Annotated in this window: 11 protein-coding genes and 2 pseudogenes; 5 read left to right on the top strand and 8 right to left on the bottom strand. The window is 31.7% G+C overall.

Annotated features, from left to right (window positions below; genetic code table 11):
* From B3I31_RS14675 to B3I31_RS07150, 3 genes and pseudogenes are all read right to left on the bottom strand, one after another.
* A pseudogene (locus B3I31_RS14675) lies at positions 1 to 287 on the bottom strand (IS982 family transposase); the annotation flags it as partial.
* 476 nt (positions 288 to 763) lie between these two features.
* The gene (locus B3I31_RS07145; RefSeq protein WP_291071213.1) at positions 764 to 2,149 is read right to left on the bottom strand and encodes a DUF5689 domain-containing protein; all 1,386 of its coding nucleotides are present in this window, start codon (positions 2,147 to 2,149) and stop codon (positions 764 to 766) included.
* Positions 2,150 to 2,176: 27 nt separating this feature from the next.
* Positions 2,177 to 4,933: a carboxypeptidase regulatory-like domain-containing protein gene (locus tag B3I31_RS07150; RefSeq protein ID WP_291071214.1), complete on the bottom strand. Its 2,757-nt coding sequence runs from the start codon at positions 4,931 to 4,933 to the stop codon at positions 2,177 to 2,179.
* Between the two features lie 91 nt (positions 4,934 to 5,024).
* Here B3I31_RS07150 and B3I31_RS07155 point away from each other — a divergent pair, with 91 nt between their 5' ends.
* Both B3I31_RS07155 and trpA read left to right on the top strand, forming a co-directional pair.
* Positions 5,025 to 6,230 carry an endonuclease gene (locus B3I31_RS07155; RefSeq protein WP_291047845.1) on the top strand — a complete coding sequence of 402 codons (1,206 nt, stop codon included), beginning with the start codon at positions 5,025 to 5,027 and terminating at the stop codon, positions 6,228 to 6,230.
* Between the two features lie 2 nt (positions 6,231 to 6,232).
* Positions 6,233 to 7,000, top strand: coding sequence for a tryptophan synthase subunit alpha (trpA, locus tag B3I31_RS07160; RefSeq protein ID WP_291071215.1), 768 nt, complete (start codon positions 6,233 to 6,235; stop codon positions 6,998 to 7,000).
* Between the two features lie 74 nt (positions 7,001 to 7,074).
* Here trpA and tyrS read toward each other — a convergent pair whose 3' ends face one another.
* From tyrS to B3I31_RS07175, 3 genes are all read right to left on the bottom strand, one after another.
* On the bottom strand, positions 7,075 to 8,370 hold the full coding sequence (gene tyrS, locus B3I31_RS07165) for a tyrosine--tRNA ligase (RefSeq protein WP_280050042.1): 1,296 nt from the start codon (positions 8,368 to 8,370) through the stop codon (positions 7,075 to 7,077).
* Positions 8,371 to 8,531: 161 nt separating this feature from the next.
* The gene (locus B3I31_RS07170; RefSeq protein ID WP_291071217.1) at positions 8,532 to 10,028 is read right to left on the bottom strand and encodes a RagB/SusD family nutrient uptake outer membrane protein; all 1,497 of its coding nucleotides are present in this window, start codon (positions 10,026 to 10,028) and stop codon (positions 8,532 to 8,534) included.
* Between the two features lie 10 nt (positions 10,029 to 10,038).
* Positions 10,039 to 13,143, bottom strand: a complete 3,105-nt coding sequence (locus B3I31_RS07175) for a SusC/RagA family TonB-linked outer membrane protein (RefSeq protein WP_291087808.1) — start codon at positions 13,141 to 13,143, stop codon at positions 10,039 to 10,041.
* Between the two features lie 176 nt (positions 13,144 to 13,319).
* Between B3I31_RS07175 and B3I31_RS07180 the strand changes: the two genes are divergently transcribed.
* From B3I31_RS07180 to B3I31_RS07190, 3 genes are read left to right on the top strand one after another with little or no spacing between them, the layout of a single operon-like run.
* On the top strand, positions 13,320 to 14,222 hold the full coding sequence (locus B3I31_RS07180) for a CorA family divalent cation transporter (protein ID WP_291087810.1): 903 nt from the start codon (positions 13,320 to 13,322) through the stop codon (positions 14,220 to 14,222).
* A 6-nt stretch (positions 14,223 to 14,228) separates the two neighbouring features.
* Entirely contained in the window at positions 14,229 to 15,230 is a 1,002-nt protein-coding gene (locus tag B3I31_RS07185; RefSeq protein WP_291087813.1) for an NAD-dependent epimerase/dehydratase family protein, read from the top strand.
* Positions 15,231 to 15,244: 14 nt separating this feature from the next.
* Positions 15,245 to 16,312, top strand: a complete 1,068-nt coding sequence (locus B3I31_RS07190; RefSeq protein WP_291071223.1) for a diphosphomevalonate/mevalonate 3,5-bisphosphate decarboxylase family protein — start codon at positions 15,245 to 15,247, stop codon at positions 16,310 to 16,312.
* Between the two features lie 41 nt (positions 16,313 to 16,353).
* Here B3I31_RS07190 and B3I31_RS07195 read toward each other — a convergent pair.
* Together B3I31_RS07195 and B3I31_RS07200 are read right to left on the bottom strand one after the other, a co-directional pair.
* A pseudogene (locus B3I31_RS07195) lies at positions 16,354 to 17,094 on the bottom strand (DUF4184 family protein).
* 39 nt (positions 17,095 to 17,133) lie between these two features.
* The gene (locus B3I31_RS07200; RefSeq protein WP_291087816.1) at positions 17,134 to 19,851 is read right to left on the bottom strand and encodes a hypothetical protein; all 2,718 of its coding nucleotides are present in this window, start codon (positions 19,849 to 19,851) and stop codon (positions 17,134 to 17,136) included.
* Between the last annotated feature and the right edge of the window lie 13 nt (positions 19,852 to 19,864).

The raw sequence follows: 19,864 nt of genomic DNA on the forward strand, positions 1-19,864 counted from the left end.
ATTAAATTCTTTCGCTAATTTAAGTCGAATACTATTAATTTGCTCTGATAATCTACGTTTTCTACGATTGTAAATACTACGCTCAATTTTACAACTTAGCGCTTTAGGAAGATTTCGAAATAAATGATTTTCACTATCAATACCCATAAATTCAGCTGTTAAAACAAGACTTATGAGTTCTAAATCAAAAAGTTTAGGTCTTCTACGTTGATAAATTAAAAGTGTATCTGTGGATATTTTCGTAGAACTACCAATATTCTTTCATAATTAGCAACTAAGTTGTTCATTGTAAATATTTTAAAGTTAAATTAATTTACTTATTTTCAATGAAATGAACAACTATATTATTTATTAATCAAAATGCACAACGGGTGTCTTATATCTTTTCTTACTACGGAAGTTTTGTTAGGATATCCAATTCTCTTCATAGTCTTATTTTTATAAAATAGGGTAACAAATCTGAACACTATTTTCTATAGAAAAAACGAATGATACATAATTAACATTTTATCCAAATAAGACATACATTGCTTTATTTTTATCAATTATCCATTATTAAATGATTAATAAATCTTTTTTTTATTTTTTTTTATAAAATTAAAATCGATACTCATTAACAGATAATTTTTATTTGAATTTTATACATTTCAGAAAGTGAAATCACGTTAAAAAATGAAGAATATTTAGGAATATATTAACCTAATAAAAACAAAAAAGGCAACCAATTGGTTGCCTTTTTTATTATAATATTTAAACTGATTAATTAGTCAATTTTGATATTATCGATAACTAAATCATAAGCTTCATCTTTTCCTACTTTTAGTGCAAAAATATTTTCACCAGCAGTTTTTTGAATATCTACTCCTTCAATATTTAGAGTAACAAGAACCCATTCGCCTTTAGTATCAATTTTACCTGTATATTGATTTGCATCAATTGGTGATAAAGATACATTTGAATTCGATAAATCTCCTACATTATATACTACGTATTTTTTATCAGATTTATACACATTTAGTGACAATGATTTCCCAGATGTTCCTTTTACATAAAATGTAATTTTCTTTGGAGTTGCAGGAATTGTATTATTTACAATAGTTGTAAATACGTAATCATTTGCTTTTGGTGTTCCTTTTAAAAGTAATGCATTTGTGTTATCTCTACCAACACCAACTCCGCTAGTTGCATAGGTATCTTTCACTAAGCCAAAAGAGTTAATAGAAGATAAAAAGTCAGCCCAAACATTGAAATCAGAACCTTTGAACAATAAATTTGCTGCTTCGGAATTATTGCCTCCACCTGGATTTTGGCCTCCACCTACATCAAAACGAGGTTGATCAAACTTCACATCATTTGTATCGCGAATAAATACTTGATAAGTTGAATTGTATCGAGAAACTACTACTGTAATAGACCCGCTTTTTTTAGGTAAAACATCTGCATACCATGTTGCGTAGCCAGAGTTACGTAAATCTGTTTCTTTTCCTTTTTTATCCACAATCACTCTATTCACTGTTGCACCTGAAACCCCATACGTTTTATCTCCATCAGGATCACTGAATTGAACTCCCTCTATCGTTACTAATGTATTTAGATTTTCAGGTTTTAAAGCATCTGTTAATGAAGAAACAACTTTTGGTTTAATCGTTTGGATTGCTTCACATGTTTTAACCATATAAGTTGACATGACAGCACTTGGAATACGACCAACAGTATATTGTGGATCTACAGAACCTATTTTCATTACTCCACGATCATTCGCAACTATTAACCCTTTCAAATTAATTTGTACTTGCGCTCCCAATGGATAAGAATTATATAAATTACTTCCGTCAATTTCTATTTGGATACCTGTTGTAGGGTTCTCAACTTTATCTTGTAAAGAAATCGTTTTGAAAAAATTCCCCGTTTCGTCACTAGATATAACATATGCTTGTACGATTAAATCTTCTGCTATTGCTTTATTAGCATCTAATTTTATAGATCCAGCAGTTACTTTAGAAACTAAATCAGCCAAAGAAATATTAGGACTTGGTAAATTACATTCAATTGGAGGTGTTGCATAATCATCATCTTGCACACAAGATTGCGCTGTAAATAAACCTAAGCTTAAAACACCAGCTATTGTTAATTTTGATATTGTATTCATTTTAAATTGTGTTCGTTGTTAATAAAATTAAAATCTGAAATAAATGTTAGCGAAATAAGTTGTTCCCATTCCGTAGAACATTTTTGAACCAAACATACGTTGGTAGTTTTTATCAATTGCATTATTATAATTACCTGTACGCATTTGTTCAAAACCTCCTGTAACATAGTTTTTATTATTCAGTACATTATTTACTGTTCCTGAAATCCCTGCTGAATATTTACCAATACGGAACGTTTTCCCTAAATTGATATTCAACATAAACTCATCACTAAACTTCTCTTGTTTCAAAACTTCTTTCAACCCTTCTTCTGTTACTCCGTTAACTGGAACCCCGTTTTGGGTAATAAAATTAATTGTTCTTCTAAAAGGAGCAGGGTCTGCATAATTGTTCATTAAATAGTTTCCAGAAACACCAACCCACCAAAATTTAGGATCACGATACTCAGCACCTAAAGTAAATCCTGATTGAGGTCCAGAAGCAAGTTTATAGTTTTCTAAATAAGCAGTTCCATAATTTTTGTAAGGAATTCCATTAATCCCGAATTCATCAGAATATAGGTTATAATCAGAATTGTCTTTGTATACATATTGTCCAATAGCAGCTACAGCAGAAACTGTAAGAACTGGTAAAACTTGCGCTTCTACAGCCAACTCAGTTCCTAAATATTCTTTTCCAACACCTGTCATCACCTCAGAAACAAAAATTTGATCCGAAACACCATCAATATATCCAAAAGCCTTCTCTATCTCATCTTTTGTTCTAGTATAAAAAGCCGTCGCACGAGCTTTGATACGTGGAGCTCTTAAAATATAAGATAAATCACTTGAAAATATTTTAGCACTTTCAATTCCATTAACAGTTACATCATTAAGACGTGCATTTGGAAAAATCTCATCAGAAGTTGGTGCTTCTGTCTGATACATTACATTTGCTTGAATAAAGTTACGTCCATCTAATTTTACTAAAAAGTTAGATTTTACACCAAAGTCTACAAAATCATATGTTTTACTCTTTCCATAAGAATTGTCTTTATACATTTCATTTTGGAACTTTCCATCACGGTAAAACTTCGTTAAAGCAGCTTTCATCCCAATAGTAACATCTAAGTATTTAGATTTAATTTTAGACTGCGCGAATAAATCTGCATAATCACGATTAATTTCGTAGTAATACTCTTGTTTATCTCCTTTCTTAGCAACATAATCAGGATCCAATAAGTTGAAATTATAAAAATGATTAACAGGTAAATTTGTCGTCACATTAAAATCATCTACATTTAATACATATTGTGCACCTAATAAATCTTGAATCTCACGATACAATTTAGATTTTGTATTTTGATAAGATGCAGCAATTGTTAAATCTATATTTGAAGTTAATTCTGTTTGAAAATTAGTATAAGCCGTAGCTGTTTTATCTTCATTAACATCTGCAGTTAACCAATAAGCCGCTCTTCCTGTCGTACTATTTTCATTCGCACGATACATACTTGCCCAATCTAACTGAGAGATTTGACCACTTCTCCATAATTGCTCTCTTTCTGCGATTGCATCAGCAGACGCTCCATTAAAAGCTAAGTAACTCGGCATATTACGGTAATATGTTGGTGAAGGATTATTTGCTTTAAACCAATCTAAACGAGATCCACTTTCTTTTCCAAATTGATACGAAATAGTTGTCGTTAATTTTGATTTATTATTAATATTCCAATGATGCGTCAACATATTAATAGGCTCAAAAGTTTTCTTTACACGTTCATTACGTTTTTCACCATCTTGCCATCCCCAATAAGAATTATAGTAAATACCTTTTAAATCAACAACTTCTTGCGTATTAGGTGAACCTGTAGAACGACGAGTTGGCGCACCAAAACTTGTAAAGTTTAAGGTATGTTTTTCATTAAACTTTTTCTCAACACCTAAATAGTAAGCATATGCATCATAAAAAGTACCTTCTATAATACCTTCATCTGCCCAACGTCTACTTCCTGAAACCATAAATGCCCAACCGTTATCCATTAATCCTGTATTGTATGTTGCCATTACACGATTTCTGTATGAACGATTTGTATTAGAATAAGCCAAACTTACTCCTTTACGCATTGTTGAAGGTCGAGTATCAAAATTTGTAACTCCTCCTAAATCTCCAAAAGCATAATTAGAAGGTTCGATTCCGTATGTTAACTCATCTGGACGACGAGTTACATCATTCAAACCTCCCCAGTTATTAAAAGTTGCACGACCATTATCCATTTTGTTCATACGAACCCCATTAAATAATACGTCATTATATTTGTTGTCTAAACCTCTTGGTTTAAACCAATACGAACCTAATTCGTACGCAGAAACGCGAGCAAAAACATCGCGCGAAGATTGTAAAAGTCCTGAATTTGAAGCTGTCGAACTTTCATCATCAGATAATTCATCATCTGTTAATGTAATAATTCCAACTTCTGCTGTATTTGGATTAAATGTTAATTTAATATCACCTAAGTCAAGCTCTTTTTGCCCTGTTACAGTGATTTCTTTTTCATATGGGTCATAGCCCACGCCATAAACTTGTAATTTGTATGTTCCATCCGGAATATCTACAAACTGAAAATAACCTATACGATCGGTGATAGCAGCATCGCTTACTGCTCCTCCGTCCAAACGTACAGTGAGGTTATAAACCTCTTCACCTGTAGCAGCATTTTTTGCTACCCCAGTAACCTTTGTTTGCGCCTGCGCCATAGCGACAGTTGCAGCAAAGACTGAAAGACTTAACAATAATTTGTTCATTCAAACGAATTTTTATTTATAAATTAGCTCTCTATTTCCTTCATCAGAAAAAATAGGACAACAAATTTAATAAATTCATAATTAATAACATATGTTTAAAATTAATAAATCTTTAACTTTATTAATAATTTTTAATTTATTCTTAACGTTAAATGTTAAAGCTCAAAGCAAATATTCAAGTGCAACTGTAGCCTTTTACAATGTTGAAAATCTTTTTGACACCATAAAATCAGTTGGATATGTAAATGGAACTTTACCTTTTAATGACAAAAATTATCACATTCAGATTGCAGAATCTGACATATCGAAGTACGAAACAGAAGAATTCAAACAAAGTTATACGTACGAAAATATAAAAGGAAAGAAAATTATCCGTCCATTAATTCTTCAAGAAGAATTTTTACCAAACGGAAATAAAAGATGGAATACAGAAAAATATTTCCAAAAAGTCAATAATATTTCAAAAGTTATTAGCGAATTAGGCGCAGATGTTACAGGCTCTGCTCCAGTAATCGTAGGTATTTGTGAGATCGAGACAAGAGAAACTTTAGAAGATTTAGCAAAAAGCTCTGCTTTGAAAAAATACGATTATGGTGTTGTTCATTTCAATTCGTTTGATGCTCGTGGAGTTGATACAGGTTTATTGTATCAAAAATCTCGTTTCAAGGTTATTGATGCAAGACCTCATCCAATTTTCAATTATGATGCTGAAGGTAAACGCAAATATACGCGTGATATTCTACAAGTTACAGGTTTATTAGACGGTGAAGAAATCACTTTTTTAGTGAATCACTGGCCTTCTCGTAGTGGTGGAGAAAAAGTTTCGATGCCAGCTCGTATGGAAGCAGCAAAGGTGATGAAAGGAATTTTTGATGAGTTAAAATCTAAAAATCCAAATGCAAAAGTAATTGCAATGGGTGATTTTAATGATGATCCTATTTCTCCAAGTATTAAAAACATATTTGATCCGGCTGGAGAAATTGCTAAAGTTTCGGATAACGGATATTACGATCCTATGTTACCTTTATATAAAAAAGGTGTTGGTACTTTAGCTTATCGTGATGCTTGGAATCTATTTGATCAATTTATCTCAACTTCATCATTGGTTACAAAAAATAAAGATTATTCAACGTATAAAATCTTCAAAACTGAAATTTACAACAAAGATTATTTAAAAGCGACAGAAGGTGCATATAAAGGCTTCCCTAACCGTATGTGGAGCGGCGATACTTATCGTGCAAACGGTTATTCTGACCACTTTCCAGTCTATACAATCTTATTAAAACAAGCAAAATAAAAATGAACAAATTAGAGCAATTATTTAGTCAAAAAAATAAAAACCTCGTTACAATATACACAACAGCTGGGTATCCGAATTTATCGGATACTCTTGTTATTTTAAAAGAATTAGATCAAAATAATGTTGACATTATCGAAGTCGGTATTCCATATTCTGATCCTTTAGCTGATGGTCCAACAATACAAGCTACAAGTGAAAAAGCGTTAGCAAATGGAATGACATTGGACATTTTGTTTGAGCAATTAAAATCGGTTCAAAATCAAATATCTTCGCCAATTGTTTTGATGGGTTATTACAATCAAGTAATGACATTCGGATTAGAAAAATTCTTACAAAACTGTCAAGAAAGTGGAGTTTCAGGCTTGATTTTACCTGATATGCCGTACGAAATTTACTTGACGCAACACAAAGAATTATTTGAGAAATACGATCAAAAAGTTACATTTTTAATTACACCTTTAACAACAGAAAAACGCATTAAAGAGATTAATGATGCAACTTCTGGATTTGTTTATATCGTTTCGAGTTCAGCTACAACTGGTGCTACACAATCTAATTATAATGAAGATTTTTTGTCAAATGTTAAAAATCTAGGCTTAACAAAACCACATCAAATTGGATTTGGGATTTCGACAAAGGCTGATGTAGAAAAAGCTTGGAATTACGCAAATGGAGCAATTATAGGAAGTGCTTTTTTACGCGTTTTAGAAAATTCAACCGGAAATCTTTCAGAAGCCATAAAAAATTATCTTTCAGAATTGAGATAAAAAAATAGTTTTCAAAACAAAAAGCAAGCTTAATTCAGCTTGCTTTCTATTTTGGAAATGTTTTATCTAAAAAATTATTCAACAATTAAGATGAAATAATTCTTTTTACCTTTTTGTAATAAAACATATTTATCAGCAATTAAATTTTCTGTTGTTAATACAAATTCTTCCGCTACTTTTTCTTTGTTTACAGAAATTGCGTTTGCTTTTAATTCACGACGCGCTTCTGAATTTGATTTTAAGAAGCCTGATTTTTCTGCTAAAGCAGTAACAATATCCAATCCCGCTTCGATATCAGTTTTTGCAATAGTTGCTTGAGGCACACCTTCGAAAACTGATAAGAAAGTATCTCCATCTAATTCTTTCAAATCTTCTGAAGTTGATTTTCCGAATAAAACTTGAGATGCTTTTTCTGCTTTGCGTAATTCTTCAACACCATGAACTAAAATTGTAATTTCAGTTGCTAATTTACGTTGTAATTCGCGTAAATGTGGCTCTTGACGATGACGCTCGATTAAATCATCAATCGCTTCTTTTTCTAAGAACGTATAAATTTTGATGTAACGTTCAGCATCAGCATCCGCTTGATTTAACCAAAATTGGTAGAATTTATAAGGAGAAGTACGGTTTTTATCTAACCAAATATTTTCTCCACCTTCCGATTTCCCAAATTTAGTTCCGTCCGCTTTAGTTGTTAATGGACAAGTAAAAGCAAAAGCTTCACCTTGTACTGTACGACGAATTAATTCTGTTCCTGTTGTAATATTTCCCCATTGATCAGAACCTCCCATTTGCAATTTTGCACCTAATTCTTTGTACAAATGTAAATAATCATATCCTTGAATCAATTGATATGTAAATTCTGTGAAAGACATTCCGACATTCGATTCAGAAGATAGTCTAGATTTTACAGAATCTTTTGCCATCATATAATTTACAGTAATGTGTTTTCCGACATTACGTGCAAAATCGATGAACGAAAAATCTTTCATCCAATCATAGTTATTCACCAATAAAGCTGAATTTCCATTATTCGTATCAAAATCTAAGAAACGAGACAATTGTGCTTTAATTCCAGCAACATATTTATTCAATGTTTCTTCGTCTAATAAACTTCTCTCTGCTGCTTTACCAGTAGGATCACCGATAAAACCAGTTGCACCACCAACCAAGGCGATTGGACGATGACCGTGACGTTGCAAATGAACCAATAAGAAAATAGGAACCAAACTTCCCACGTGAAGAGAATCTGCTGTAGGATCGAAACCTACATAACCAGAAGTCATTTCTTTATTTAGTTGTTCTTCTGTCCCTGGCATAATATTGTGAACCAGTCCTCTCCAAGTCAATTCTTCAATTAATGGATTCATAGTATTTTAATATATTTTTTATCTAATTTTTACAAGGTACAAAGTTATGATTTTTCAGTAGATTATAATAGAGATTTTTGGATATAAAAAATCAAGGTTTTCCTAATGGAAAACCTCTATTTTAAGTATATAATTAATGAGGATAAATTATATTAAAAATGTTATGATGGATTTTGTTTTAATAATGGATTTGAGTTTATCTCAGCTTGAGGAATTACCCACTGCCATCTATTGTCTGATGCCTCAATTGTATACACATTATTAATAACAGTTGTATTATGATTTGCTCCAGTACGATCAAGTTTTTGCCCTAAACGTTTTAAATCATAGAATCTAAATCCTTCTCCCCACAACTCTAAACGTCTATTCAACAAAATTTGTTGGTAATAAGCATCTCCAGTAGTTGTAAATGTTGTAAAAGATGTATCTCTTGCCTTTACTAAAGTAGACAATACTGTTTTCGAATCTGCTTCTTTACCTAACTTATATAATGCTTCTGCTTCTATTAAATACATTTCAGCTACACGCATAAATGGCACATCGCCTAATGAAGACGCAGTACTTTCTGATAGAAATTTTTGAGATGTATAAGCAAATAACGAATAATTTGATGGCAAACCTAAACTTGTATGTTTTCCTGTCGGATCCACAACTTGTACTCTCACATCAGTAGAAGGAAATGCATTATACAATTTCGTATTCATTACTTTAGGAGCTGTTCTAATTTGTGTTGAGTTATAATTTCTTGACATGTACGCATGGAAGTTTCCAAAATAATCTGTCTGATCAGAAATAATTTTAACACCCCACATCCATTCTGGATTCGTATAATCATTAAAACCAGCTTTATACTGAGTTTGAGTCATAAGTGTCAATACCCCTCTTGCTTCTTTCGCATATTGTGCTGCTTTCGCATAATCTTGTTGCACCAATGCGACACGAGCTTTAAGTCCTTGTACGTTATCTAAAGAAAAATGTGAGTTGTGTAGTTTAGAAATACCTGTTAATTGTTTTTCAGCTTGATCTAAATCTGACCAAATTTGTTTATACACTTCTTCTACTGTAGATCTTTCTTTAGGATCTTCCATTAACTCTGGTGAAGGATCTAAGCGAATAACTACTCCTAATTGAGAATTCGTTTTTCCTGCTTCGTATCTATTAGCATACAATTGAACTAATTGAAAATAGCCAAAAGCTCTGTAAGCATATGCTTGTCCAATTGCATTATTCTTTAATGTTTGATTACCTCCTGCATCTTGCCCATATGTAATAACATTATTTGCATTACGCATCATAGAGTACCAAAAATTCCATGGATAAGCGATATTTCCTGAAGATTCGTTGTTAATATCTAACCATCTCAATGTAGAAACGAACCATCCGTTACCTGTAGAAGGAAACACAACATCATCACCTAATACATCACTTACAATTAATTGGGCTGTATATCCATTTTGACCTTGTGAAGAGTTTTGTCTAACATACATATTTCTATGCATCCCGTTAATAATCGTCATCAAGTTTTCTCCTGTAGAATATGCTGTTTCATCTCCAATTTCTGAAGTAGGAATTGTATCTAAGAAATCATCAGCACAAGAAGTTAACATTGTTGAACTTCCCAACATTAATGTAGCTAATATAAGTATTGTTTTTTTCATTTTTTTGAATTTAAAATTGAACATTAACTCCTACACTCCATATTTTTGGAGGAGTATAACGATAAGAAGTTGTCCCGTTAAATGATTGTACCGGCTCCATTCCTTTTCTAGCTGTCCAGCTAACAAGGTTCTCCCCTGTAATGAATAATTTGAATGAGGAAACCCCTAATTTTTCAATTTGTTCTTTATTGAACGTATAACCAAATGTTGCCGTTCTTAATGATAAATAATCCGATTTCACTAAATATCTAGAAGAAGATGCCAAATTTGCTGCTTCGTTATTTGTAGACATTTTAGGAATATTCGTTATATCTCCGGGGTTTTTCCATGCATTTAACATATCAACACTAATTGCTGCACCTTCAGGAGATGTCGAAATAAATTTCGCATAGTTACTATCATATGTTTTTCCTCCTATTTGATAAGCAAACATTGCGTTCAAATAAAACCCTTTATAAGAAACATTATTAGAAAAGCTACCATATAAGTCAGGAATAGAAGTTCCTACATAACCATACTTAGCATTTTGATGATCAATTGTATATTTTTTCCCATCAATTACACGGGTACTTTTGTCATCGTCTTTTTCAGGATCTTGCACATATAAAGAACGTCCATCTGTAGAATCTACACCATGATATTCTCTTAACCAAAAGTCATAAATAGAACGTCCTTTAGCTATACGTTTTGTCCCATTTATAATTGCATCTTGTCCTTCAGGCATTTTTATCATTTCGTTCTTAATAGTAGATGCGTTGACGATGAAATTCCATTTTAAATTTTCATTACGAACAATTCCAAAATCCAAAGAAATTTCGATTCCACGATTTTCCATTGACCCAAAATTAGCATTGATCGAATTACCTGGTACTCCTGCTGAACCTGGTGTTGGGACAGGAAAAATCATTCCATCTGTTCTCCTTTGATAATATTCAACCGAACCATTAATACGATTATTCAATAAACCAAACTCTACTGCTAGGTCAAATTGTTTATTCTTTTCCCATGTTAAATTTGGATTACCAATCTGATCCAATAAAATTCCAGTTTCTAAACCATTATTTCTATTTAAAACATATAGATTTAAATCCGCATTATATCCTGGTTCTTCTCCAATTCCTCCATCATTTCCAACTTCTCCATAAGAAGTTCTTAACTTAAGATTATTAACAACACTAGAACCTCGCAAGAAGTCTTCTTTGTGAATATTCCATCCTGCACCTGCTGACCAGAATGTTCCTTTATCTCTACCTTGTGCAAAACGAGAAGATTGATCTTGTCTTACCGAAGCCGATAAAGAGTAAGTACTATTGTAATCATAATTAACACGTCCAAAGTAAGATTCTTTTCTTAAATCGATTGAGTATCCAGTATTACTTGTATTTACGATAAAGTTTGATAATTCTCTAATCCCTCCAACAACTTCGTGTGTTTTTCTCGTATAAGCATATTGTATATTACGATCAATAGACTCGTGTCCTAAATCTACTTGTAAGTTATGTAGTCCGAATGATTTTTGATAAGATAAAATTTGATTTAAAGTTAATGATGTTGTTTTTTGTCTTGTAATCCCTAATGCAGCTGTACCAATTGCATCTCCAATTTCTTTGTTCTGATAAGATTTGAAGTTATAATTTTGGATATCATATGCAACATTCGTTCTAAAAGTTAATCCTGGCAACAAATTAAACTCTGCAAAAGTTCTGGTGAAAACAGCATTCATTTCACGAAAACGATCGTTTAATAATGTTTCTTGCAAAACATTACGTCCTACTCCTGCTCCTGCTCCACGACCTCTTGTAAAAGTACCATCATATCTTACGTTACCATTTTCATCGTACATTCTTTTCCCTTCATCATCGTATAAATACGGTGAATATATTGGCCCCATAAAACGTGCAGTATAAAATGGATTAATATAAGATGAACCTTCTCCATCTTCTGCTTGTTTAGATTTTGTTAATGCACCCGTTATATCTGTACCAATTTTCAACCATTTACTTACACGAGAATCTACATTTACACGAGCGTTATATCTTTCGAAGTCAGATTTTATAATATAACCTTCTTCATTATTATAACCTAAAGATGCAAAGTAATTTGTATCATCAGAAGCACCTGCATAACTCAAGTTATATTGTTGAAGAGATCCAACTCTAGTCACAGCATCCATCCAATCAAAGTCGTTATACAACATTGACGCATTTGGATTCAACTCACCATTAATAATTACCTCATTATTTGGAACATTATAAATGTTGTTTTTCAAATTCTGAGTTATCAAATTATTTGATGCCCATTGATTCGCTTGTTCTACTGTAGCATTTGGGTTTGATTCTAAATAACCATTACGCATTGATGTCCAAGTCAATTTATAATAATCTTCAGCTCCTACCTTAGCATACTCAGGCACCCCTCTTGTTACAACTCCGGTATTCGAGCTAAATGTGAACTTCCCTTTATTTCCTTTCTTCCCCTTTTTTGTCGTAATCATTACAACTCCATTTGCAGCTGCAGATCCGTATAATGAAGTAGATGAAGCGTCTTTTAGAACACTAAACGATTCGATATCATTCGGATTAATATCAGACAAAGACCCTGTGAAAATAGCACCGTCAACAACAAATAATGGTGAATTTGATAAATTATAAGAAGAAATACCTCTTATTCGAATATTAGCACCAGAACCAGGTTGTCCTGTAGAAGTTGAAAATTGAACTCCAGGAGCTCCACCTTCTAAGGCTTTTGCAACATTAGTTAATGCACGATCTTCAAAAACTTCAGATTTAATCTGAACATTAGAACCCACTACGGTTTCTTTCTTTTGAACACCATAAGCTGTAACTACAGTTTCTTGTAAATCTACAGTACTAGTTTTTTTAGGATTGATTACTCCTAAATTATTACTTGTAACTATATACTCTTCGCCATTAATAACTAAAATATCTCCAACTTTAGCATCAATGTCAAAATTTCCATTTTCGTCTGTATACACAATATTCTGAGTTCCTTTTACAGAAACTTCAATGTCAGACTCTGGAAAACCATTTGCATCATTCACTGTCCCTTTTGTTTGAGCAAATACAAGTGTACTTAACCCAAGAAAAGCGATCAATTATAAAGAAGTCATTTTTTTTCTCATGTGTTTTTGATTTATCTAATGCAATATTAACATTTTTTAACACATTTCCAAAAAAATCATAATTTTAACACAAAAAACCACTTATAATTACATATTTTTAATTATTCAATATAATCTTTTGTTATTTAACACATTAAAAAACACTTTCAATGCAAACGCTTTTTGAAAACGAAAAATTCAAATGGATTAATTTACATAATCCAACCAAAGAAGAATTAGATGAAATTGCAACAAAATATAATTTTCAGAAATTAACGATAGAAGATAGTTTAGAACCTGGCCATTTACCAAAATACGAATCAGATGATCAAAATGTTTCGTTTTTATTGATTCGGTTTTTTGATAAAGAACATCGCATGTTGAAAAACATCATTCGAGAATTTAGTCACAAAATCAGTATTTACATCGGTGCAGATTTTATCGTGACTGTTCATCAAAAGGAAACGGATATTTTTGACAAAATTCAGAAAAAGTATTTAGCTAATACTGATTCTTCTAGAATCTTAATCAAAGGTATTTTATATCGTATTATTTCCGAAACCATCAAAACTTACGAAGAGCCTGCATATCAAATGGACGAAGAAGTTAATCAACTCGAACATTTCATTTTTACGGATGATTTCAGAAAAATTAAACTTCCTACCTTATATAAAATCAAACGAGAAGCTACAGCTTGCAAAAAAATATTAGATTATACGCTTGAAGCACTGAAAGAATATCGCGCAGATAACAAAAAGACAAGTTCATCGCAGGATTTGTACGAAGAAAACGTAAAAATGTTACACTTGCATTCACAAATTGTAGATGACGTACAAAGTTTGTTAACAATTTATCTTTCGTTAAATGGACAGAAATCTAACGAAATCATGCAAACGCTTACCGTTTTTTCTGCATTTTTCTTACCCTTAACCTTTATCGCTGGAATTTATGGAATGAATTTCGATTTCATGCCCGAGTTAAATTACAAATTAGGCTATCCAATTTGTTTACTTGTCATGTTATTAGTGGTAATTTTTATTTACTTTTGGTTCAAGAAAAAAAAATATTTATAATTCAGTATGATTTTCGTAACGGGAGGAACAGGTTTGGTTGGCGCGCATTTGTTGGTAGAATTGGCAAAAAAGCAACAACCTATTCGTGCCTTAAAACGAAAAACATCGAACACAGAAACCATCCAAAATTTCTTTGCGGAACAAAATGCTTCGCAATTTTATCAATTTATTCATTGGATTGATGGTGATTTGTTGGATGTAACTGAACTTCCGAATTTATTAGAAGGAATCGAAACAATTTACCACGCTGCTGCATTTGTTTCATTTGATGAACGTCAAGAAGAAGTGATTTTTAATACCAATATTTTAGGAACAGAAACATTGGTCAACGAAGCGATAGATGCCGGAATAAAGGAGTTTTTCTTTATCAGCTCGATTGCTTCCATGGATGATATCAATCCTGTTACAAAAATGATTGATGAACTTTCTCCTTGGAACAATAGCTTAACACATTCGTCGTATTCTATTTCAAAATTTAGAGCCGAGATGGAAGTTTGGCGCGCTTCACAAGAAGGTGTTAAAGTGATTATTATTAATCCTGGTGTAATCATCGGAACATTGGATACTAAACGTGCAAGCGAAAGTTTATTTCAACAAAATTCGTCAAAAAGCGATTATGCACCTTCTGGTGGAACTGGTTTTGTTGATGTTCGCGATGTGGTGAAGATTTTTTTAGAGTTAATTAATCAACAAGTTTACAATCAAAAATTTGTGGTAATTTCTGAAAATAAAAGTTACCGAGAAGTATTTGATCTTGTTTCGATCAATAGCAAACGTTCAATCAAAAATGTTTCGAATACAACCTTGAAAATCATTAAAAATCTATCTATTTTTAGTCGTATTTTTGGTGGAAAATATATGACAAAAGCGAATTATTATTCGTTGACAACTTATACCAAATACGACAATTCTAAAGTTAAAAATTTGCTTCAATACGAATTTATTCCAATCAAAGAAGCAATTGATTATCATTATAAACGCTTTCAAAAGCTGAATTCTACAAAATAGTTTACTTTTGTTTTATGGAACAACAATTCATTTCAACACTTTCAACAACTGCTTCGGAATTAAAATCAGGAAGCGTTTCTGCTAAAAGTCCATCAAATATTGCGTTGGTAAAATATTGGGGAAAAAAGAAAAATCAAATTCCAACCAATAGTTCAATTAGTTATACGTTAACCAATAGCTATACAGAAACTGAATTAAAATTTTCGCCAAAAACATCGGATGCTTTCGAAGTTGAAGTTTATTTAGAAGGTGAATTGAAAGAAAGTTTTACTCCAAAAATCATTACTTTTTTCGAAAGAATTACGGCTTACATTCCATTTTTGAATCAATTCAAATTTGAAGTTCACACACATAATTCTTTCCCACATAGTTCTGGAATTGCTTCTTCAGCTTCTGGAATGTCGGCAATGGCATTATGTTTAGTTCAAATTGAGAATATTCTTGGCGCAAATTTATCAGAAGAAGACGCCAAGAAAAAAGCTTCTTTCTTGGCTCGTTTAGGTTCTGGAAGTGCTTGTCGTTCGGTTTACAAAGGTTTGGTTGAATGGGGAGAAAATGATTTTATCGAAGGTAGTTCAGATTTATTTGGAACAAAATATCCAGATGTCGAAATTCATGATGTTTTCAAAACTTTTCATGATACCATTTTATTGATTCACGAAGGTCAAAAATCGGTTTCTTCTACTGTTGGTCACAATTTAATGAATGGACATCCGTATGCAGAACGTCGTTTTGTGGAAGCAAATGAAAACTTAAAAGCTTTATTACCAATTTTAAAATCTGGCGATATCAAAGCGTTTGGAGAATTGGTAGAACATGAAGCTTTGACATTGCACGCCATGATGATGATGTCGAATCCTGCATTTATTTTGATGAAACCAAATACAGTTGCTGCTTTAGAAAAATTGTGGGAATTCCGCCGCGAAACAGGAAATCATTTGTATTTTACATTAGATGCTGGCGCAAATGTACATTTATTGTATCCTTCGCAAAATGCGGAAGCTATTGAAATCTTCATCGAAAATGAATTAAAACAATTCTGTCAAAACGGAAATTATATAAAAGATAAAGTGAGTTTTTAATCACTTCTAAAATAAAAGGTTGTCAATTATTTGATAACCTTTTATTTTTTTATTAATAGTTTCTCCTTTAACCCAAAATAATCAAACTCAAAAAAATACTCATTCCGATAACAACAATAATATTTCCTAAAGCAATTTCTATTGGGAAGAAAACTAATCGTATTGTGGAAATAATAGTTGTAAATAGAACTACTTTTAACCAAAAAAATGTAATCAAATTTAGTTTTTAGAAGAATTTGTTTTGGCATTTTATAAATCCAAAAAGCTATAAAAATCGTACCTAAAAAAGTGCTAAAATGTTGTTGAAATTTATACCCTTTTACTTCGAAATTTTTGAAAGGAATTTGAACCCAAGTTTTCTGTAAAGCATGAAAATGTTTCGCAAAAAATCCCCATTCATGGGTAAAAGCATCCCAAAAAAGATGTGAATATGCATCTATTATAATTGAGAGAATTACAATTATCAAATGTTTTTTGAAATAATCAATCCAATCAAAAATTAGGAATTGAGCAAATCGTTCTTTTAAAAAATAAGGTAAACGATGAATTAAAACATCTCGGACAAATAAGTGAAAAACGAAACAATAAATAAGAGCAATTGGTAAATCAAAATACAAAACGCCTCAAAACAAATGAATATACGTCGCTACAATCTCCATTCGAGAGAAATATTCTAAATCTGGCGACATCGAACCAATGATTAATCCCGTCATCGAAAACCAATTCGATTTTAGCTTTTTTAGCGCAAGAACAATTGCTGGATGGCAAAAAGTTAGTGGCATTTAGGTTTTATTTTGATGCAAAGTAAATCAAAATATCCATTAATTACCAAAACGTTTGATGTTAACTTTTCGCTCCTTAATTTTCAAAATAAGCGGTTCATATTCTGTATTTTGTTCCTTTTCTACCGTTACTTTATTCAAATATGTTTTTGCATAAACATGTTCTGGTAAACTATTTTCTACAAGATGAAACGTATAATTTCCGACAGGTAAAAAAGCTGTATATTCACCTCTATCATTTGTTTTAACTGTAAAAACCTGTCCATTTTCGTGATTAAAAATCAATGTAAATCCGAATAAATTTGCCGAAACCTGATACTCCAAATTTGAAGATAATTCATACTCAACTTTTCCTCTTACAACACCAGTTTGTTGCATTGGAATAGAAATAGAAGTCGTTTTCGCATTGATATTAACCGCGAAATCTTGTGCAAACCATTTTTGTCCAGGAAGTTTGATTATATAATTACCATAAGGAACTTTTTTATACTTGATATTTCCTTCTAAATCTGTAATAAAATTCGTTTCATTTATCTTTACATTACGACTATCAGCCACTTTATCACCTTCATCAAAAATACCATTTGCATTGTAATCATAAAACACAAACAAATTCAATGTTCCGTCTTTTACATCTGTCACAGTGCGTTTCGCAGGCAAATTATATTGAACACCAACCTGCAAATAAGTTTGTTTGTTGTTAAAATTTTTCGAATCATAATGACTAAAATTAGCTTGTGTACTCACAATAAAATTATCAATGGGTTGATAATCTAAAGAAGCTCCAAAAGTTAGAGTATTTCCAAAATTTTTGTCAATATTATAATAAGTAGAAACTGCTGTATTTAATTTTTTTTGAAAAAAGCTTTGACGAAAACTCGCCGAATTTGTAAAACGTTCTAATTGATGATTTAAATTATTCATCGAATAAACTTCTGCAATCATCATACTTCCTCTTTGATAAATTGAGTTTAACTGAAAGTTTTTAACACTCCACGTTAATTGTCCATAAACAATTGGATCAGCATTTCTCAATTCTTTTAGTTCAGAAAATCCTCCCAAAGCATTCAACACCAACTGATGCACACGAGAATTAGACAACCACGTAAATGTTCCGTTCAAATAAGCTGATTTAAAGTCCATCGGCATATACTTAAACGTCTCATAATTCAGAATATTTGATTTTTCTATATTCAATTTAGGAGAAATCGAAACATTAAAATGACTTGCCAATTTGAATGATATACCCGTCTCAAAACGTAACGCTTTCGACTCATTCGCTTTTGTATAATTCATCAAATATGGATCGATAGATTTCGGATTGTTATTGGTAACCGTTAACGAAGACCACAACGAAAATTTAGAAAACGTTCGTTGAAAACGCTGATTAAGATACAATGCTCCACGTCGTGTCCCCGGATAATATCCTGAGCTGTAATAATTGGAACTATAAAAATCAAATTTACCAATTGTTCCAGAAACATTTGCAGAAACCGATAATGAATTTTCAACATCATTTGTCTCTTTAAATTTTGATAAACCATACCCAAATTTCACTGAATGATTCCACTTATTTGGTGTAACCCATTTGTAACCATTTGTCAAAATAAAGTTCGTTGTAGAATAAGTTCTATCAAACAAAGCTGTTGTTTCTAATTCGTTTTTATCTTTTATTAAAAATCGTCCATTCGCAAAAGTTGTGTTGCTATTCTTGAAAACATCGTTCGTCAAATCATCTAATAAATTATAATTTTTTTCGACCGTTCCGACTACAATTCGGTTATCATTCTTATCATAATTATTAAACAACATCACTCCTCGTCCGTTAACTGGAATATCAAAATCGTTGTTATTGATTGATCCGATTAAAATTCCTTTGTCTTTGCGTTGATATTTCACCCAAGAATCTGTCAAAACCATGTCTTGATTCTTATTCCAAGTTGTTCCATTAATATTATATGCAAATTCATTCAACCCAACCGAAAATTCTTGATGAGCCATTAAGTTATAATTCGCATTAGCAGAATTAATATCGCGAGCAGTTAATCGAACATAATTTGAAGAAAAATTGGTCCAATTCTGATTTAGCATTGTTGGATCTATATACACACGATTGGAACTTGCATTCTGTATCGTAAAAAACACATTTCCTGCAAAATCTTTGGTCGTTGTATAACCCGAAACATTTGCCTGAAAACTTTCAATTTTCATCATATCTCGGTCGACATATTTAGAAAATCGAACAATTTTTTCTTGAAAAGCTTCAACTATAAGTCGTTTGTTATTATAAGTATAACTTCCTCTGAAATCAGGAAGTACATTGGTTAACAAAATTTCTTCGGCTTGATTTCCCATATTCATTACTTTTAATTCATAATGAATAGAATCTCCTTCTTGACGGTAAAAAATATTACTCTGGACAGGAAAAATTTTGATGTTTCTCTTTTGCAAAACAACAACTGAAGTAACAGATTTTCCTATTTCTTTTTTACTTAAAAAATCAATAATATTGAATTCTAAATCTAATTTCCCAGCCATTTGCGATTTACTCACTGTAAATTGCATAGGAATAAAAGCCTTCTTGTTTGGATTGATTTTTATTTGAAGATTATCTTGCGAATACGATCTTATAGCCGAAGGGATTTTAAGTCCTAGACGAGCATTTATCGTATCATTGGTTGTATTTTCTAATTGAAGAATAACAGAAAAGTTGTTGCTATCTTCTAATTTAACTTCTTTTATTGTACTAAATTTCAAACCATTATTTATA

Origin of the sequence: Empedobacter sp. UBA3475 (assembly GCF_002378465.1) — a bacterium.
In the GTDB taxonomy this organism is placed as follows: Bacteria; Bacteroidota; Bacteroidia; order Flavobacteriales; family Weeksellaceae; genus Empedobacter; species Empedobacter falsenii_B.

Coding starts and splice junctions, on each gene's coding strand:
- B3I31_RS07145 (WP_291071213.1), bottom strand. CDS start 2,149: ATGAATACAATATCAAAATTAACAATAGCTGGTGTTTTAAGCTTAGGT.
- B3I31_RS07150 (WP_291071214.1), bottom strand. CDS start 4,933: ATGAACAAATTATTGTTAAGTCTTTCAGTCTTTGCTGCAACTGTCGCT.
- B3I31_RS07155 (WP_291047845.1), top strand. CDS start 5,025: ATGTTTAAAATTAATAAATCTTTAACTTTATTAATAATTTTTAATTTA.
- trpA (WP_291071215.1), top strand. CDS start 6,233: ATGAACAAATTAGAGCAATTATTTAGTCAAAAAAATAAAAACCTCGTT.
- tyrS (WP_280050042.1), bottom strand. CDS start 8,370: ATGAATCCATTAATTGAAGAATTGACTTGGAGAGGACTGGTTCACAAT.
- B3I31_RS07170 (WP_291071217.1), bottom strand. CDS start 10,028: ATGAAAAAAACAATACTTATATTAGCTACATTAATGTTGGGAAGTTCA.
- B3I31_RS07180 (WP_291087810.1), top strand. CDS start 13,320: ATGCAAACGCTTTTTGAAAACGAAAAATTCAAATGGATTAATTTACAT.
- B3I31_RS07185 (WP_291087813.1), top strand. CDS start 14,229: ATGATTTTCGTAACGGGAGGAACAGGTTTGGTTGGCGCGCATTTGTTG.
- B3I31_RS07190 (WP_291071223.1), top strand. CDS start 15,245: ATGGAACAACAATTCATTTCAACACTTTCAACAACTGCTTCGGAATTA.